15 protein-coding genes are annotated in these 16940 nt (G+C 39.3%); 8 read left to right on the top strand and 7 right to left on the bottom strand.

Annotated elements, in window-relative coordinates; translation table 11 throughout:
- The first annotated feature begins 74 nt into the window (after window positions 1-74).
- Window positions 75-548, top strand: a complete 474-nt coding sequence (gene rlmH, locus R2Q80_RS12515) for a 23S rRNA (pseudouridine(1915)-N(3))-methyltransferase RlmH (RefSeq protein WP_316799930.1) — start codon at window positions 75-77, stop codon at window positions 546-548.
- 235 nt (window positions 549-783) lie between these two features.
- Here the strand turns inward: rlmH and R2Q80_RS12510 are convergent, their stop codons facing one another.
- Both R2Q80_RS12510 and R2Q80_RS12505 read right to left on the bottom strand, forming a co-directional pair.
- The gene (locus R2Q80_RS12510) at window positions 784-1323 is read right to left on the bottom strand and encodes a DUF5606 domain-containing protein (RefSeq protein WP_316799929.1); all 540 of its coding nucleotides are present in this window, start codon (window positions 1321-1323) and stop codon (window positions 784-786) included.
- A 150-nt stretch (window positions 1324-1473) separates the two neighbouring features.
- Window positions 1474-1932 carry a peptidylprolyl isomerase gene (locus R2Q80_RS12505; protein WP_316799928.1) on the bottom strand — a complete coding sequence of 153 codons (459 nt, stop codon included), beginning with the start codon at window positions 1930-1932 and terminating at the stop codon, window positions 1474-1476.
- 237 nt (window positions 1933-2169) lie between these two features.
- On the opposite strand from R2Q80_RS12505, the gene R2Q80_RS12500 reads away from it, so the two are divergent.
- Window positions 2170-3351 carry an asparagine synthetase B gene (locus R2Q80_RS12500; RefSeq protein ID WP_316799927.1) on the top strand — a complete coding sequence of 394 codons (1182 nt, stop codon included), beginning with the start codon at window positions 2170-2172 and terminating at the stop codon, window positions 3349-3351.
- Between the two features lie 244 nt (window positions 3352-3595).
- Complete coding sequence (locus R2Q80_RS12495; protein WP_316799926.1) at window positions 3596-4333, top strand: porin family protein; 738 nt, start codon at window positions 3596-3598, stop codon at window positions 4331-4333.
- Between the two features lie 66 nt (window positions 4334-4399).
- Here the strand turns inward: R2Q80_RS12495 and R2Q80_RS12490 are convergent, their stop codons facing one another.
- Genes R2Q80_RS12490 through lpxK form a run of 3 tightly spaced genes read right to left on the bottom strand, consistent with a single transcriptional unit; the run spans window position 4400 to window position 8256 of the window.
- Window positions 4400-6403 (bottom strand): putative porin, encoded by a 2004-nt coding sequence (locus R2Q80_RS12490; RefSeq protein ID WP_316799925.1) that lies wholly within the window; start codon window positions 6401-6403, stop codon window positions 4400-4402.
- A gap of 1 nt (window position 6404) precedes the next feature.
- Complete coding sequence (locus R2Q80_RS12485) at window positions 6405-7220, bottom strand: purine-nucleoside phosphorylase (RefSeq protein WP_316799924.1); 816 nt, start codon at window positions 7218-7220, stop codon at window positions 6405-6407.
- Window positions 7192-8256, bottom strand: coding sequence for a tetraacyldisaccharide 4'-kinase (gene lpxK / locus R2Q80_RS12480; protein ID WP_316799923.1), 1065 nt, complete (start codon window positions 8254-8256; stop codon window positions 7192-7194). Before lpxK ends, R2Q80_RS12485 begins: the two co-directional genes overlap by 29 nt.
- A gap of 195 nt (window positions 8257-8451) precedes the next feature.
- On the opposite strand from lpxK, the gene R2Q80_RS12475 reads away from it, so the two are divergent.
- The 3 genes from R2Q80_RS12475 to R2Q80_RS12465 all read left to right on the top strand — a co-directional run bounded on the left by R2Q80_RS12475 (window position 8452) and on the right by R2Q80_RS12465 (window position 11787).
- Window positions 8452-9591 (top strand): sterol desaturase family protein, encoded by a 1140-nt coding sequence (locus tag R2Q80_RS12475; protein WP_316799922.1) that lies wholly within the window; start codon window positions 8452-8454, stop codon window positions 9589-9591.
- An 89-nt stretch (window positions 9592-9680) separates the two neighbouring features.
- Window positions 9681-11315 carry an L-glutamate gamma-semialdehyde dehydrogenase gene (gene pruA / locus R2Q80_RS12470; protein ID WP_316799921.1) on the top strand — a complete coding sequence of 545 codons (1635 nt, stop codon included), beginning with the start codon at window positions 9681-9683 and terminating at the stop codon, window positions 11313-11315.
- A gap of 223 nt (window positions 11316-11538) precedes the next feature.
- The gene (locus R2Q80_RS12465; protein ID WP_316799920.1) at window positions 11539-11787 is read left to right on the top strand and encodes a hypothetical protein; all 249 of its coding nucleotides are present in this window, start codon (window positions 11539-11541) and stop codon (window positions 11785-11787) included.
- A gap of 83 nt (window positions 11788-11870) precedes the next feature.
- Here R2Q80_RS12465 and R2Q80_RS12460 read toward each other — a convergent pair whose 3' ends face one another.
- Both R2Q80_RS12460 and R2Q80_RS12455 read right to left on the bottom strand, forming a co-directional pair.
- Window positions 11871-13475 (bottom strand): SulP family inorganic anion transporter, encoded by a 1605-nt coding sequence (locus R2Q80_RS12460; RefSeq protein ID WP_316799919.1) that lies wholly within the window; start codon window positions 13473-13475, stop codon window positions 11871-11873.
- A gap of 120 nt (window positions 13476-13595) precedes the next feature.
- Window positions 13596-13940 carry a hypothetical protein gene (locus R2Q80_RS12455; protein WP_316799918.1) on the bottom strand — a complete coding sequence of 115 codons (345 nt, stop codon included), beginning with the start codon at window positions 13938-13940 and terminating at the stop codon, window positions 13596-13598.
- Between the two features lie 267 nt (window positions 13941-14207).
- Between R2Q80_RS12455 and R2Q80_RS12450 the strand changes: the two genes are divergently transcribed.
- Both R2Q80_RS12450 and R2Q80_RS12445 read left to right on the top strand, forming a co-directional pair.
- Window positions 14208-15749: an acyl-CoA carboxylase subunit beta gene (locus R2Q80_RS12450; RefSeq protein ID WP_316799917.1), complete on the top strand. Its 1542-nt coding sequence runs from the start codon at window positions 14208-14210 to the stop codon at window positions 15747-15749.
- 13 nt (window positions 15750-15762) lie between these two features.
- Entirely contained in the window at window positions 15763-16935 is a 1173-nt protein-coding gene (locus R2Q80_RS12445; RefSeq protein WP_316799916.1) for an MFS transporter, read from the top strand.
- Window positions 16936-16940 lie beyond the last annotated feature (5 nt).

The raw sequence follows: 16940 nt of genomic DNA, 5'->3' as shown, positions 1-16940 counted from the left end.
TGGTTGCCAAGCATTTTTATTTCAAGAAAATAACAGATTTTCTCTAAGTTTGAAGTTCTAAAATCGACCAGCAGATGAGGATTAGCTTGATTGCAATCGGAAAAACCGAGGACAAGTATTTAATAGAGGGCATTGATAAATATCTAAACCGTTTGAAGCACTACATCAACTTCAGTTTTTTAGCCATTCCTGATGTTAAGAACGTAAAAAACCTGAGTGAAGCACAGCAAAAAGCCAAGGAAGCCGAGTTATTGCACAAACAAATCAACAATGGTGATGTTGTGATTTTACTGGATGAGAAAGGGAAAAAATATAGTTCAGTAGATTTCTCGAATTATCTGAATAAGCAGATGATTGGAAGTGTTCAACATTTAATTTTCATCATCGGTGGGCCGTATGGCTTTGATGAGAGTATTTATAAAAGGGCTAATGGTTTGATTTCCTTATCTGATATGACTTTTTCTCATCAGATGATCCGGTTGTTTTTTGTTGAGCAATTATACAGAGGCTTTAGTATTTTGAAAGGTGAGCCCTATCATCATGCGTAGCATTGGTTTTTAAATAAGTATGGAATTGTGATCCATCAATCATCATAAATAGAAAAGCGATGTTAAATAAATATAAAAGGGATTACAGATTTAAAAGTAATCAGAGCGGAAACAATAAGGTTTTATGGATTAGTATCATCCTTGCCCTAGGGATAGGCGCAATTGTTTATTATTTCTTTTAAAACAAAAAACACCAGGTTGAAGCCTGGTGTTTTTTCTTAGCGGTAAAATAAGCTTAAACACCTTTTTTACTTGTCATGCTTGCTTTTTTAGCTGGTGCAGAAGTTTTAGTTGTTGCTTTAGCTCCTGCTGCTTTTGTTGCAGCAGATTTTGGTTTTTTATCTGCTGCTGCTTTTTCCTCTGATAATTTAACTTCAGCTGGTGTTCCAGGCGTTTCTGGGGTATCTTCAGTAAATAAAGGCAAATCTTTCAACAGGTTGTACCAGGTAACAATTTTCTTCATATCAGAAGCATATACTTTTTCCTGATCATGGCCAGGTGCTACTTCAAGAAAGTAAGGACGTAGATTTTCTTTCAAGTCAGGAGTAGATCCTTTAGCTGTAATATTATCGAAAATACTGGCCAGCTTGATTTCTTCTTCTTCGCCATATACCGTAATATCTTCAAGGGAAGCTAGTTTGGTATTGGTGATATTGGCTACAATTTTAGTTTTCTGAGCGTCCAGGCTTTCTAAAATGTACCCTACTTTATTTTGTCCTACCAGTTTGAATAAACCCGGTCTGCCAGATACGGCAACAATTCCTCTTAAGTTCATATATTTGAAATGTGAGATTTAGCTATGAGATACTGAAGTTACAACGGCATTCCATATCCAAATCTATTGTTTAATTATTTACATGATTAAGAGTTTAAATTTGATTGATTAATCAAATCAAAGGTCTCCTATCTCAAGTCTGTTAATGCTCTAGTCTTCTAAAATTTCTACTGTTAGAATTTTATCACCCTGACGGATATCATCTACAAGATCGACATTTTCTACTGCTTTACCAAAAACGGTGTGGTTGCGATCCAGGTGAGCGGTATTTGCCCTACTGTGGCAAATGAAGAATTGCGATCCACCAGTGTTACGTCCGGCGTGTGCCATTGATAATACTCCACGATCGTGATATTGATTTTCGCCATCTAATTCGCAATCGATTTTATAACCCGGGCCACCTGTTCCTGGCATTCCTGTTGCGCCATCTTTCGAATTAGGGCAACCAGTTTGTACCATAAAATTAGGGATTACACGGTGAAAAGTTACACCATCATAAAATCCTTCTTTTGCTAATTTTTTGAAGTTTGCAACTGCTTTTGGAGCATCTTGTTCGAAGAACTCAACAGTCATATCACCTTTTTCGGTTTTTATTATTGCTTTACTCATATCTATTTTTAAATCGTATTAAATTATTTCTACTTCTTTGGCAATCGTATATTTTAAAAAGTAGAGGGCAAAAATAGCAAAATTGTATAACTTATAACACCTTTAAATTTTTCTAAACAGTTTAAATACGGTATTTTAGTACTTTAAGCATTTACCGTTTTGATAAAGAAATATTATATCCTCGTTTTTTGTTTGCTATGTTCTTTGGGTCTCCGTGCCTCATCTTTATTGATCTACATGGATGAAGACCAAAAAAACCACCTTAAAGCATATGGTATTGCTTATTGGGCGATAAGCAAACAGGCTGAAGTAGACTGGCTTTTAAATTACCGGGGAGGAAGTTTTCTGATCAAATACAACAAAACTGTTGAAGAGGAACTGAAGATCAGGGGTGTATCGTACGAGGTGATGGCAGACGGCAAGGTGGTGAATTTGTTAAATGAGATCAGCGATCCATCGGTAAATATGGAAATGGTTAAACTGGAAAAGATTCCAAAGATTGCAGTGTACTCTCCAAAAAGTAAGTTGCCCTGGGATGATGCGGTAACTCTTGTGTTAACCTATGCAGAAATTCCTTACGATGTGATATATGATGACGACATTTTACAGGACAAGTTAACCAAATACGATTGGTTACACTTACATCATGAGGATTTTACGGGGCAATACGGCCGTTTCTGGGCTAACTTCAGATATGCGACCTGGTATCAGGAAGATGTGAAAAACCAGGAGGCCTTGGCGAAAAAGATGGGTTACAAAAAGGTTTCAGAGATGAAACTGGCTGTAGCCAAGCATATTAAAGAATATTGTGCCGGCGGTGGATTTCTGTTTGCTATGTGTTCGGGAACGGATAGTTTTGACATTGCTTTAGCTGCAGAGGATGTGGATATTTGCGCACAGATGTTCGACGGTGATGCCGCAGATCCAAATGCACAATCCAAACTGAACTTCAATAAAACACTTGCGTTTCAAAATTTTAAGCTGGATAATAATCCAATGAATTATGAATTTTCAGATATTGATGTAACCCAGTTCAGGAGCTTAAATCAAAGCAACGATTACTTTACACTGTTTGATTTCTCAGCGAAGTGGGACCTTGTTCCAACGATGCTTACGCAAAACCACGACAAGGTGATCAAAGGCTTTATGGGACAAACTACCGCTTTTAAAAAGAGCCTGGTTAAAACGAGTGTTACTGTACTAGGAGAAAATAAAGGTGCTGCTGAGGTAAGGTATCTGCATGGAGAGATTGGAAAAGGGCAGTTTACTTTTTATGGGGGCCATGATCCAGAGGATTATCAACACGCAGTAGGCGATCCTCCGACTGATTTGAACCTGCATCCGAATTCTCCCGGCTACCGTTTAATTTTAAATAATGTATTGTTTCCTGCTGCCAAAAAGAAACCTCAAAAGACTTAGTGTTTGATTTTTCGTGTAGCATTCCTAATAACTATACAATAAAAATTCTTTTTCTGGTAATGATAAGGGAATGGTTAAAAAATGTTAAAGCATTTTAAACCATACTGTAAATCAACAGCTTAAAGACCTTTATTGTAACACACATGATACTTTGGCACAGCTTTTGGATATAGGGCTAGTAATTAACAATCAGGCATGAAGCCTGAAATTTAAAAACAAGATTCTTTACCTAAGGAAAAATATTATGAAAAAGTTATTATTAAGTGCATCGGTTATTTTATTGGCAACGGGTGCTTTTGCACAAAACACTATGTCGGGTTCGGATGCAAGATTTGGTATTAAAGCAGGTGTAAACTTAGCGAGGTTTCATGCCTCGGATTTTGACGGAAGCTCTACCTTCAATGACAATGTAAAAGATAATGTTGGTTTTAATGTAACTGCCTTCGCAGACTTTGGAGTGGGAAATAACTTTTTCATTCAACCAGGGGTATCATTACAAAATAAAGGGGCTAAGTTTGAAAGTACCGATGCGCTTACAGTTGGAAACAGCACAACAACGATTGTTTCTTCTAATAAAACAAGTTTGATGACGATTGAGGTACCGGTTAATGCCGTTTTCAGAATCCCTACCGGTGATGCCGGTGCAGTTCAGATTTCTGCAGGTCCGTACATTGGATTCAATGTTTCGGGTAAAAACAAATTAGAGTCGACCACGACTATAAGAAACAATACTACGAATACTTCATCGGTATCTAACTCTTCAAGCGAGGATGACTTATCGTTTGGTACTGCTACAGACAAGGACTACAGTGGTACAGAATTCGGCGCTAACTTTGGTTTAGCTTACCGTACAAATTCTGGCTTTCTGGTTGGTGCAAACTACGGTTTAGGTCTATCTAATTTAGTTCCAAAAGATTCAAGATCGGGAGATGGTAAATTAACAAACCGTGTATTAGGATTTACAGTTGGTTATTCTTTCTAATTCTAACCTAAGATTAAAAAAACGCCGTTTCTAACAAAACGGCGTTTTTTTTTTTGTGGTAATGTTTTAGTCGTAAAAGTTCCAGCTTACTCCAAACTTCAGTAATGCATCCTGCATTGGGTATCTGTTGACGGTGTAGTATCCTTTTTGAAACAGTCCCTGATTGATGAAATCATATTTAACGAAAATGTTTGCCCTCTTTAAATTTGCCTTAAAAAATACATCGACAATTGGTTTTGAACTCAATGTTGTGGCATTATTGGTATCGATATAGAACTGTGATGTAGCCGGCGAATAGTAATAGTTGGCATATTCTGAATTGTACCTTACATCAAATCCGAGGTTAGCCTTAAGTACTTTAAAGAAAGTATTTTCGAAGTATAAACTATTATAGGTATAAAATTCGGGGGTTCTTAAAATTTCATTGTCTGTTTTCTGGTAAGCAATGTAATTCTCCAATCCAAACCGTCCGAAACGCCATTTTTTCTGGAGATCAATTCTGATGAGACTAATATCTGTTCCTTCCTGTTTAGGCAAAATTGAGTTATAACCGGCAGAATTATCTAAAGCAAAATAGAGGTAATTACTGGTTAAAAAATATTTCGCTCCAGCATTAAGTCCGATCCTATCATTTACATAGTTGAATGACAAATTACTAACTTTAGTATTTTTAAAGCCCTGATCATTCCATTGATAATGGTTGCCGTGGTAATAGTTGTAGATGGCCGAAGGTGACTGATTTTGCGTATAAGCTCCTAATTCGATCCTACCGATTGCCCTGCTCAATAAGATTTTTGATTTAGCTTCATAGAGGTAATCGCCGGCATTTTCCCCCTGTAAAATCTGCTGCAAATCGAGATTGAAATCGACATTGCTGCTGAATCTATATCCTGCATTCCCCAGAATAGTTACGTTTTGATAAACGAAACTACTTTGTTCGTAATTATTTCCATCAGATTTAATTCCCATAAACTGATGCTTAAAATATTCGTGCCTGATCCCTGCATCAATTTTCAATTCGTTCTTAATTACTGCAGCATTTTTAGACCTCAGAAAAAAGCTGTATATAAATTCGTTTTTCACACGCTGGACATGGGTGGAATCGTTTGTATAAGTGTTACTGTTTATTCCAGGGGGCAATACATGACTGGTATCAGCGTCGGTTTTATAGAAATCGTAACTATCATTATTATACTCGAGGGTATAAGTAATCTTATTTGTTGGCAATGCACTGCTTAGCTGGCTGGATGTACTATCAATTCTGCCTACGTAATAAGTTTGCTTTAAGAATAAGGTGTTTTTTCTGTACAGGTTACGTGCATCGGATAACCTAACAGGCTCTGCATCTCTGCTGATTTTAGTATAGTCATCGTTAAAAATGGTTGTTTTTTGTGTAGATCCGTTTTCATATCCTCTCATGGTGTTGAAGATGGCAGACGCCCACATATTATAGCGTTTATTAGGTGATTGATACCAGGAGAATACCGCTACATTGAGATTATCGCCCCTTTGGCGGGAATAAAATCCACGCGAATCGCCACGATTGAAATTTAATCCGACATTCCAGTTCTTCTTGATATTCTGCGTGTGGATAGCTCTGAAAAGCTGTTCCTTTTGTCCTGCACTTATAAAATACAGGCTGGTAAAGGGCGTACGTGCCTGATAGTAGATGATATCTTCAGGCGTAAGGGCGTAATAATCGAAGGAATGGAATCCGGCATCGAAACCAATGCGTTTACTTGGCTCATACAAGAGCGGTCTTGCTGCAAGGCCCATATTTCCATTATTTATGGTTGGATGAAGCGGTTGCAGCAGCGGGCTATAATTTTGAATATTTAATGTTGAGGTATCAAGAGGTAGCAGTATTATGCTGTCTTTACTTAATGATAGTTTAGTGAAACGAATGTATTTCGCTGTAAATACCACAGAGTCTTTTCCTCCATCTAATTTTTTGCGGACAGAATCTAACTCTTTATTGGTTCCTACTTCGGTTTTTAAATCCTGGGCAAAAGTTTTCTGTATACCCGAAAGTATGAGTATTATAAAAAAGATTTGAAGACACTTACCCATTTTATAATTCGGCAATTAGACGGGTTAAAATTTCAGTCATTTTAGGTTCGGCCTTTGCCGCAGCTTCTAAAATTTCCTCCAGGTTAAATGGTTGCAAATCTTCAGGAAAACCTTCGTCGGTTAACACGGAAATAGCAAAAACCGGTAAACCGGCATGGTTGGCTACGATTACTTCAGGCACCGTGCTCATGCCTACAGCATCAGCACCTATTAAACGTAAATACCTGTATTCGGCTTTGGTTTCTAAATTCGGGCCAGATACGGCAACATAAACGCCCTTGTGACATTTCACATCAACACTTTTAGCAATCTCCAGTGCTTTAGAAATGATATCACGTTTGTAAGGCTGACTCATATCGGGAAAACGTGGCCCGAGTTCACTTTCAATTAAGCCTCTCAGCGGATTATCGGGCTGCAGATTGATATGATCTTCGATGATCATTAAATCGCCTTTTTTAAACGCTGGATTTAATGAGCCTGCAGCATTGGAAACAATCAGATTTTCGATTCCTAATCCCTTCATTACCCTAACCGGAAAGGTTATTTGTTGCATACTATAACCTTCATAATAATGAAGACGCCCCTGCATGGCTACGATTTTTTTACCATTCAAGGTTCCAAAAATCAGCTTACCACTATGAAATTCCAGTGTTGAGATCGGAAAATTAGGTATGTTGGAATACATCAACTGATGCTCAACTTCGATGTCTTTTACGAGGCCACCTAAACCGGTGCCCAGGACAATACCTATTTCAGGTTTGAAGTTTTCGGTTTTGCGTTTAATATATTCAACTGTTTCTTCTATTGCTCTTAACATAGTTTAAAATAAGTTCATCAAAGGTAATCTTATCTTCTTCAAATAATTCAACCTCGATGGGTAAAAAATATACGGGTAAATTTACCAGTAAATCTTCAAATCCCGCAGCTTTTAAACGCTTACTATCCTTTTCTGTTGTGATGATGATTTTTTCTTTTTGTACCCCCGATTGAAATGCTTTTTTAAACCGCGTTATATCTTCAGGTTTAAACGCATAGTGATCAGGAAACTCTTCATGGTGAATGGTTTGGGAGTACTTTTGAAGTTCTTCAATGAGTGGTGCAGGATTGGCAATTCCGGTTAACAAGAAGATTTCATAGTCCTTTATTGCGTTAAGTGGAAGGCTGTCCCCTTCCTTGTACAAGTGCTGAAGATCGGCGTATTTGAGGTAGGAATGTAAGACCTTTTGCGTATTATCAGGTTGCAATTCATTTATTGATGCTTGTTGGGCAACATGTAATAATGGAACCGGAGATTTGGTTACCAGTAATATATCGGCTCTTTTTCTTGAAGAGAAGACATCTCTTAAATTTCCTACAGGAAGTAAAAACTGCAGAGTGCCCAGTTTTCTAAATTCGAAAAGCAAAATATTTAATCCGGCACTAACTGCGCGATGCTGAAAGGCATCATCAAGAATAATTAAATCGTGGTTTTCTTTTAATTTTTCAATGCCTGCTACCCTGTCTTCGCAAACAGCAACCGTAACATTATCGAATTTCTGGTAGTATTGCAGAGGCTCGTCGCCAATTGTAAGGGCAGTTGCATTGTGATCGGCAAGAACAAACCCTTTGGTTTTACGACCATATCCCCTGCTTAGAATTGCAATTTTATAACCGGCAAGAAGCCTGACCAGGTATTCTGTTGTTGGTGTTTTTCCTGATCCTCCAACAGCCAGGTTACCAACACATATTACAGGTAAATCGAATTTAACTGAACGCATCAGGCCCCAATCGTAAAGCTTTTTACGAAGGGTAATGGCCAGGCCGTAAATTAACGAGAAAGGAAGTAATAAAAGACGTAAATAATTAAGGAACATAATTCATTGTTTTCAAAAGTACAGATTATTTAAAATAAAAGCATTGCCCGGTGGGATGCCTTATAAAGCAACCCCGATTTGCTAAAAAATGTTTGAATGATTATTTGAGGATTTTAAAGTGGTAGTTTTTGTATATGATGCTACCAATGCAAAGAAGTTTTTTACTATAATTGCTAATTAACAAAACTCTATCTTATGTCTCCTAACAAACGTTTAATAGTTGGCCAGGGCCAGATAAGCGGCTATATATCGATTTTTTTAGCCGTTTTAGCGCTTCTTGGAATTTTATGTTTCCATTACCCGGAAAAGTTGACCACACCAGAATTTCGGGAGGTTTACACGAAAGACAGCATGGAAGCGCTAATGCTTGGTGGGGTTATTGCTTCTTTTTTCTTCGCTGCATTGAGTATTATTTTGAGCAAGAAACTAAAATGGGGATGGCCTGGTTTTGCGCTTGCAGCACTTGCTGTTGTTTTAGGCGCATTGAGTGTAGAAGGCAGAGATGTTGCGAAATCTTCCTGGCATTTTGGTTTGGACTGGATGATTCTGGATTTACTTTTAATGGTAGCGATCTTTGTTCCGCTGGAACTGTTTTTTCCAAAAAATGATAGCCAGACTAAATTCCATGAGGAGTGGCGAACCGATTTAACCTATTTTGTAATCAGCCATTTATTTATTCAGTTTTTTGGAATTATTACCAAAAAGCCGGCAGTTTTATTTTTTGGCTGGATGGGACTGGATAAGCTTCATACCTGGGTACAGGGCTTACCATTTATTGTTGCTTTGTTTTTAGCTTTTTTTACGACAGATTTGTTTCAGTATTGGGCGCACCGGTTTTTTCACACCCGCGTTTCGCTATGGCGCTTTCACTCCATCCATCATTCTACGCAAAATATGGATTGGCTGGCGGGCAGCCGGACGCATTTTATCGACATCTTTTTTACTCGTGCAATGACCTTCATTCCATTGTATATTCTGGGTTTTTCATCAACGGTATTTAATGTTTACATCATATTTATTGCGATCCATGCTGTATTAATCCATGCCAATACCCGAATCAATTTCGGTTTTCTGAAATATATTTTCACTACGCCACAGTACCATCATTGGCATCATTGCGAGGACCCCAAATACTACGGGCATAATTTCGCATCGATATTTCCTTTTATTGACATGATGTTCGGTACCTATTATTTGCCAGGCAAAGAGTGGCCTGCCGGAACCGGCGTACATGAGGCGGAATATCCAAAAGGCTTTGTTAAACAAACGATTTATCCGTTTACGAAAAGTCCGTTTGATACGAATTTAAACATGGAAGAACGAAGTGACAGGTAACACAAACGTTTGCTTTATTTTCTTTACAGAATAATAGAATTGCATCTGTTAAAAAGCCCTATCTTTGCGCAACTCATAAAAAATACACTATGCTTAAAGGATTTTTTAACGTACCCACTCCGGTAAACGAACCTATATTAAACTACGGCGCTGGCAGTAAAGAACGTGCTCTTTTGAAAGAAGCACTTGCCGAGGCCCGTTCATATCAGCAAGACATTCCGATGTATATTGGTGGCAAAGCGGTACATACAGCCAAAAAAGGCAAGGTTGTTCCTCCACATGATCATCAACACATTTTAGCCCAGTTCAGCATTGGGGATAAGACTCATATTACACAGGCAATTGATGCGGCTTTAGCGGCAAAAGAAGACTGGGAAAACCTTTCCTGGGAACACAGAGCGGCAATCTTTTTAAAGGCAGCTGATCTAATTGCGGGAAAATACCGTTATAAATTAAATGCTGCGACGATGCTGGGTCAAAGCAAGAATGCTTATCAGGCTGAAATTGATGCAGCATGTGAGCTGATTGATTTCTTACGTTTTAACGTAAGTTACATGTCTGAAATTTATAAGCAGCAACCACCTGTATCTCCTAGAGGCAGTTGGAACCGTGTTGAGCAGCGCCCTTTAGAAGGTTTTGTTTTTGCTTTAACGCCGTTCAACTTTACTGCAATTGCCGCTAATTTACCTGCGTCAGCAGCCATGATGGGCAATGTGGTGGTTTGGAAACCTGCCGATACGCAGGTTTACGCAGCTAATCTTTTAATGGAAATTTTCCGTGAGGCAGGTTTACCAGACGGTGTTGTAAACTTAGTTTACGCAGACGGACCTGAAACAGGTGAAGTAATTTTCAACCATCAGGATTTTGCAGGCATTCATTTTACAGGTTCTACTAAAGTATTTCAGGAAATATGGAAAACGATTGGAACAAATATTCATAAATACAGATCTTACCCTCGTATTGTTGGCGAAACAGGTGGTAAGGATTTTATCCTTGTTCACCCGTCTGCACAGACGGATATTGCGAGCACAGCAATTGTACGTGGCGCTTTCGAATACCAGGGACAGAAATGTTCTGCTGCCAGTCGTGTGTATATAGCAGAAAGCTTATGGCCGGAAATTAAATCGCAGATGCTGCGTGATATCGCTTCATTTAAAATGGGCGGTACTGAAGACTTCACTAATTTTATTAATGCGGTTATCGACGAGCGTTCTTTTGATAAGCTGGCAAAATACATTGATCAGGCTAAGCAAGATAAAGGTGTTGAAATAATTGCAGGTGGCAATTATGATAAGAGCAAAGGTTATTTTGTTGAACCGACCGTTTTAGTGGTTGAAGATCCGAAATATACTACGATGTGTGAAGAATTATTCGGCCCTGTTTTAACGGTGTATGTTTATGCAGATCAAGACTTCGATTCTATCCTGGAAGTAATTGATACCACATCTCCGTATGCTTTAACAGGCGCCCTGATTGCACAAGACCGTTATGCAATCGAAAAGGCAAGTTATGCATTACGTAATTCTGCAGGTAACTTCTACATCAATGATAAATGTACTGGTGCAGTGGTTGGACAGCAACCATTTGGTGGGGCGAGAGGTTCTGGCACGAATGACAAAGCAGGTTCGATGATTAACTTATTGCGTTGGGTTTCTCCACGTACAATTAAAGAGGTTTTCGAATCGCCAACTGATTACCGTTATCCTTTTTTAGCAGAAGATTAATTGCTTTTAGCAGAAGATTAATTGCCCATATTCCTGAGCAGGAAATTTTAATCATCTGATTATTTATAATGAAAACCCTTGAGCAATCGGGGGTTTTTCTGTTTTAAAGGATTACCCTGCTAACAAAGCAAGCATGTTGCAGTGAATGTTGATATGGTGTCGGATCATTCTTGTAAAACCATCACGAGTTTCTGCTGTTCTACCTATAGTAAAAGAGAATATTATGGAAAGCAAGAATGAAAATTTAAAAGACAAAAACGCTGATAACAGTGCTGATAAAACCAATATGCCTGATCAGCTTGTGCCCCGACATCATAGTGACGAAAACAGCGACAAAAATAAAGTAAAATCTGATGCGGGTAATCTGGGAAGAAATTTTGGCAGAGGGGATTTTGGTTCGGAAGAGGCGCGTGAAGATGCAGAAAAAGGAAACGAAGGACACGCAGGCAATATGCCAAATTCAACGAGCTAGTAAAGCGACGGCAGTTGCCGGCGCTTTATCTGGCAAAACATCCAATATATAGATCTTAAGTACTTAGTTTCGTATCAGGAGTTTTACTTCTTTATTTCTTCTAAAATCTGATTGGTTAATTTGGGAACTATGTAGTGTTTTTTAATGTTCTCAAGTGTTACAATTATGCCTTTTGTGTAAGCATTGTGTTTGTAATTGAAAATAGTTTCCAGCACATCAGGATCAATGTATCGTGCGTTTGAACCGTCGATAATGACATTGGTTTCTCGTGGGATATTGGTTAGCAGAACCTGAATTGCTGCTTTATTTAAAAATGAGACTTCTTCCGCCAATTTAATTCTTATATTTTTCTTATCGCCATCATTGGTAATTCTGTAGAAATAAGGGTTTCGCATGTTGGTGCGTAACAGATAGAAAATTGAGACGAGCATTCCAACCGCCACCCCTTTAAGCAAATCGGAGAACAGTACTGCAATAATTGTTACTACGAAGGGGACGAACTGATCCCAGCCTTTGTGAAACATATGTTTAAAAAGGCTAATTCTGGTAAGTTTATAACCAGTTACCAGCAGGATTGCCGCCAGGCAGGACAAGGGAATCATATTAATAACCTGGGGAATAGATAATAGTGACAACAATAACCAACCCCCATGGAAAATAGCCGACATTTTAGTTCTTCCCCCGGCATTTACATTCGCAGAGCTGCGGACAATTACCGATGTCATGGGTAAACCGCCCACCATACCGCTCGCTATATTTCCTATACCCTGTGCCATCAATTCTCTGTTTGTAGGAGACACACGCTTGATGGGATCGATCTTATCAATTGCTTCAATGCTTAGGAGGGTTTCCAAGCTTGCCACCACAGCAATTGTTACCGCGACGATGTAAACATTTTTATTACTGAGCTGAGAAAAATCGGGCATTGTAAACAGCCCTAAGAATTCAGCAAAACCACCTACTACCGGTATTTTCACCATCTGATCTGCACGGAGGGGATGGCCGGCTTGAGCGAAAAAAACAGTACCGGCCACGCCAAGGATAACTACCAGTAGTGGCGCAGGAACAATAGCGAGTTTGGGGAACTTAGGCCAGATGATTAGAATGGCAATTGACAGGAGACTAATTACGACTGCACCAAGACTAAAATGGCTGAGTGCTGCAGAGATGGCAGAAAAGGTATTTTCATGATCCTGCTGAAAGAATCCTTCATCACCCGTAAAATCAGTATCCACTCCTAAGGCATGGGGAAGTTGTTTAAGAATTAAAATAAGGCCGATAGCAGCCAGCATTCCCTCAATTACACTTGAAGGGAAATAGTTACCTACCGTTCCGGCTTTTATAAGGCCCAGAATCAACTGAAGTACCCCTGCTAAAACTACGGCAAGTAAAAAAGTTTGATAATTGCCCAGGGAGGTAATTGCCCCAAGGACAATAACTGTTAATCCGGCAGCAGGCCCGCTTACACTTAGCTGTGAACCACTAACAGAGGCTACAACTATGCCACCAATAATACCTGTCAGGAGGCCTGCAAATAAGGGGGCACCCGAAGCGAGTGCAATGCCTAAACATAGTGGCAAGGCCACCAAAAAGACCACAATACTGGATGGCAGATCCTTTTTAAGATTTTTTTTAAGGAAATATTTTGTTATACCTATGCCTGATGACAAATGGTCTGACTGTTTCATATCGATATTAATATCTGTTATGCTGAAAAATAAATAACTCTATAAACCTGCCTTGGCGCTGGAGATACCAGGGCTAGCAGCTTATAGCTTTGCGGAAAGAATTAAACTGAAAACGGGATATTAAATAAGGTTTGGGGGAGGTGTTGGAACCGTTGGATGATACGGATCGGCGTAGCGGCGAAAATGCTCTATGAAACTACTTTTCAAAATGAAATGACTGGAAGAAAACTCGTAAGAGAAAATAGGATGGTTTAGTTCTACCAGTTTAAAATCGGTAAATTTGGCTGTATCTTTAGCTGTGTCTTTTCCACCATCATGCTCAAGCTCAATCTGCATAATCACCGCCTTCATCATGTCTTTATCTATACTCGAGAAAAATACCGGCGCACCAGAAATTCCCATCTTGGCAATGAAGATGAGCATAAAAGCTGATACGATGAGATATTTATACTTTCTGAAAAGCATGACGATTTTCTAATCTTATTCTAATGTGTTGTACAAAAGTAAATGCTTAATTGGTTTTTCAATGGATATCTGAAAAAAAATATGCGTTGATGCAATTATGTTAAAAACAATAAGTGCCTGAATTTCAATTGTGACATTACCTGATTGGAAACTATCAATTAACTACCAATACTTTCCATAATGCATGATTGTAAAAAAACAAAGGTTAATTATGTACTTGCATTCACGGGACTAATTTTTAAATTTAGATTCTGTTAATTGCGGCATATGGATAAAAAGATAGCACTACTTCAGGATAAAATAAGACAGGCTCAACTTGGTGGCGGGCAGGTACGCATAGACAGCCAGCATCAAAAAGGTAAGTTAACAGCCCGCGAGCGTATCCACTTTTTAATGGACGAAGGAAGTTTTGAGGAGATAGGCATGCTGGTTACCCACCGCAGTACTGACTTTGGGATGGAGCGTGAGCGATACCCGGGAGATGGTGTAGTTACCGGTTACGGCACCATAAACGGGCGGCTAACCTACATATTCTCTCAGGACTTTACTGTTTTTGGAGGATCTTTATCTGAAACCCATGCCGAAAAAATCTGCAAGATAATGGATATGGCCATGAAAAACGGGGCTCCGTTAATTGGTTTGAATGACAGCGGAGGTGCACGCATACAGGAAGGCGTTGTTTCATTAGGCGGCTATGCTGATATTTTTTACAAGAATGTTCAGGCATCTGGTGTTATTCCGCAGCTATCGGCCATTATGGGGCCATGTGCCGGCGGTGCGGTGTATTCTCCGGCAATAACCGATTTTATTTTAATGGTGGAAAATACTTCTTATATGTTTGTTACCGGGCCAAATGTGGTAAAAACAGTTACCCACGAAGAAGTTACCTCAGAGGAACTAGGCGGGGCAACTACCCACGCTACCAAATCGGGGGTAACACATTTTGCCTGTGCCAATGAAATAGAGGCAATAGGCCATGTAAAAAAACTTTTGAGTTACATGCCTCAGAATTGTGAGGAAATACCAGCTTCACTTTCCTATCATCCATCGGATGAAAGCAGACCACTGTTAGATCAACTTTTACCCGAAAATATATCTCAGCCTTACGATATGCGGGAGGTGATATCGAACGTATGCGACAGTAGTTCTTTCCTGGAGGTACATAAAGATTTTGCCGAAAATATTGTTGTTGGCTTTGCAAGGCTCGCAGGAAGAAGTATAGGTATTGTGGCGAACCAGCCTGCCTACCTGGCTGGTGTTCTGGATAGTAATTCTTCAGTAAAAGCCGCAAGGTTTGTACGCTTTTGCGATTGTTTTAATATACCACTTTTGGTTTTTGAGGACGTTCCTGGTTTTCTGCCTGGTACCGATCAGGAATGGAATGGTATTATAGCAAATGGAGCTAAACTACTGTACGCGTTTAGTGAGGCTACTGTACCACGTGTTACGGTAATTACAAGAAAAGCTTATGGCGGTGCATATGATGTGATGAACAGCAAGCATATTGGTGCAGACATGAACTATGCCTGGCCCAGTGCGGAAATTGCTGTAATGGGGGCTAAAGGTGCTGCGGAGATCATATTTAAAAAGGAAATCTCGATGTGTGACAATCCTGAAGAGAAGTGGTTAGAGAAAGAAAAATTATATTCAGATATTTTCGCCAATCCTTATCGCGCAGCAGAGCGTGGCTTTATTGATGAAGTAATCGAACCGTCCCAAACCCGTATTAAGTTGATTAAAGCATTCAAAATGTTGGAAAATAAGGTGGTGAACGCCCCCCGAAAGAAACACGGGAATATCCCTTTGTAAGGTTGGATGATTTATGATGGAATTAAAGAAAGTAGACATAGTATTAATGGCCTTTTGCACAGGCTTAATTGTTGCAAACATATATTATTGCCAGCCACTGGTTATTCTGATTGCTAAAGATTTCAATCTGACAGAAAGTTACGCCGGGAGAATTACCTACCTCACTCAAATTGGATATGCTTTGGGATTATTCCTGTTGGTGCCCTTAGGAGATATGTTTGAACGGAGAAAGCAAATTCTGATTATAACCTGCTTAGCTATTGCAGCTTTATTGGTGGCTGCTGTTTCGCATACATTTTTTCTACTTGAAATTGCGTCGTTGTTAATAGGTTGTTGCTCGATTGTTCCACAACTGATTTTGCCACTTGCAGCAAGTTTGAGTAGCGATGAAAATCGTGGTGCAAATATTGGGTCGATTATGAGCGGCTTGCTGGTTGGAATACTGGCATCGAGGGCGGTAAGCGGAAGCATTGGTTTTTGGCTGGGCTGGAGAGCTGTATATTACATTGCAGCAGGAATCTGTTTGTTGCTGATTGGCTTAATGGCTAAGCGTTTCCCTCAAAGCTATCCGTCGTTTAAGGGAAAATACCGTGAACTGATGTATTCCATGTTCAGCTATATTAAAACACAACCAGTTTTAAGAGAGACTTCGATCATCAACTTTTTAGCCTTTGCCATCATCAGTGCATTCTGGACCACAATGGTATTGTTCCTTGCTAACCCTCCGTTTAATTTCCAGACTTTGCAAATTGGTTTATTTGGAATTGCCGGTGCAGCAGGCGCGCTTGCCGCCCCGCTTGTGGGGAAACTAAGCGATGGGAATAACCCAAGGAAGAACCTGATGATCGGGTTTATATTACAGATTGTAAGTGTAACGCTTTTCTATTTTACGGGTAATCACTTGTATTTGTTTGTGGTTGGAATAGTATTAATTGACATTGGACAACAAGCCATACATGTAACCAACCAAACGCGGATTTATGCCTTAATTCCGGAAGCACGGAACCGTTTGAATACGATCTTTATGTCGGTTAGTTTTATCGGCGCCAGTTGTGGTTCTGCCTTAGGCTTATTTTTATGGGATAAAGGTGGCTGGAATTTGTTCTGCTACGGAATGACAGCCATTATCATTTTAAATATATTAATTTATAAATTTTACGGAGGGAAAAAACAATTTAACTTATAATCTAA

Source organism: Pedobacter frigidisoli (assembly GCF_032678525.1).
Taxonomy (GTDB): Bacteria; Bacteroidota; Bacteroidia; order Sphingobacteriales; family Sphingobacteriaceae; genus Pedobacter; species Pedobacter frigidisoli_A.
The sequence above is the reverse complement of the archived record's forward strand: the minus strand, read 5'-3'. Positions and strand labels throughout refer to the sequence as shown.

Coding starts and splice junctions, on each gene's coding strand:
- pruA (WP_316799921.1), top strand. CDS start 9,681: ATGCTTAAAGGATTTTTTAACGTACCCACTCCGGTAAACGAACCTATA.
- R2Q80_RS12490 (WP_316799925.1), bottom strand. CDS start 6,403: ATGGGTAAGTGTCTTCAAATCTTTTTTATAATACTCATACTTTCGGGT.
- R2Q80_RS12450 (WP_316799917.1), top strand. CDS start 14,208: ATGGATAAAAAGATAGCACTACTTCAGGATAAAATAAGACAGGCTCAA.
- R2Q80_RS12445 (WP_316799916.1), top strand. CDS start 15,763: ATGATGGAATTAAAGAAAGTAGACATAGTATTAATGGCCTTTTGCACA.
- R2Q80_RS12455 (WP_316799918.1), bottom strand. CDS start 13,940: ATGCTTTTCAGAAAGTATAAATATCTCATCGTATCAGCTTTTATGCTC.
- R2Q80_RS12505 (WP_316799928.1), bottom strand. CDS start 1,932: ATGAGTAAAGCAATAATAAAAACCGAAAAAGGTGATATGACTGTTGAG.
- R2Q80_RS12485 (WP_316799924.1), bottom strand. CDS start 7,220: ATGTTAAGAGCAATAGAAGAAACAGTTGAATATATTAAACGCAAAACC.
- lpxK (WP_316799923.1), bottom strand. CDS start 8,256: ATGTTCCTTAATTATTTACGTCTTTTATTACTTCCTTTCTCGTTAATT.
- R2Q80_RS12475 (WP_316799922.1), top strand. CDS start 8,452: ATGTCTCCTAACAAACGTTTAATAGTTGGCCAGGGCCAGATAAGCGGC.
- R2Q80_RS12495 (WP_316799926.1), top strand. CDS start 3,596: ATGAAAAAGTTATTATTAAGTGCATCGGTTATTTTATTGGCAACGGGT.
- R2Q80_RS12465 (WP_316799920.1), top strand. CDS start 11,539: ATGGAAAGCAAGAATGAAAATTTAAAAGACAAAAACGCTGATAACAGT.
- R2Q80_RS12500 (WP_316799927.1), top strand. CDS start 2,170: ATGGATGAAGACCAAAAAAACCACCTTAAAGCATATGGTATTGCTTAT.
- rlmH (WP_316799930.1), top strand. CDS start 75: ATGAGGATTAGCTTGATTGCAATCGGAAAAACCGAGGACAAGTATTTA.
- R2Q80_RS12510 (WP_316799929.1), bottom strand. CDS start 1,323: ATGAACTTAAGAGGAATTGTTGCCGTATCTGGCAGACCGGGTTTATTC.
- R2Q80_RS12460 (WP_316799919.1), bottom strand. CDS start 13,475: ATGAAACAGTCAGACCATTTGTCATCAGGCATAGGTATAACAAAATAT.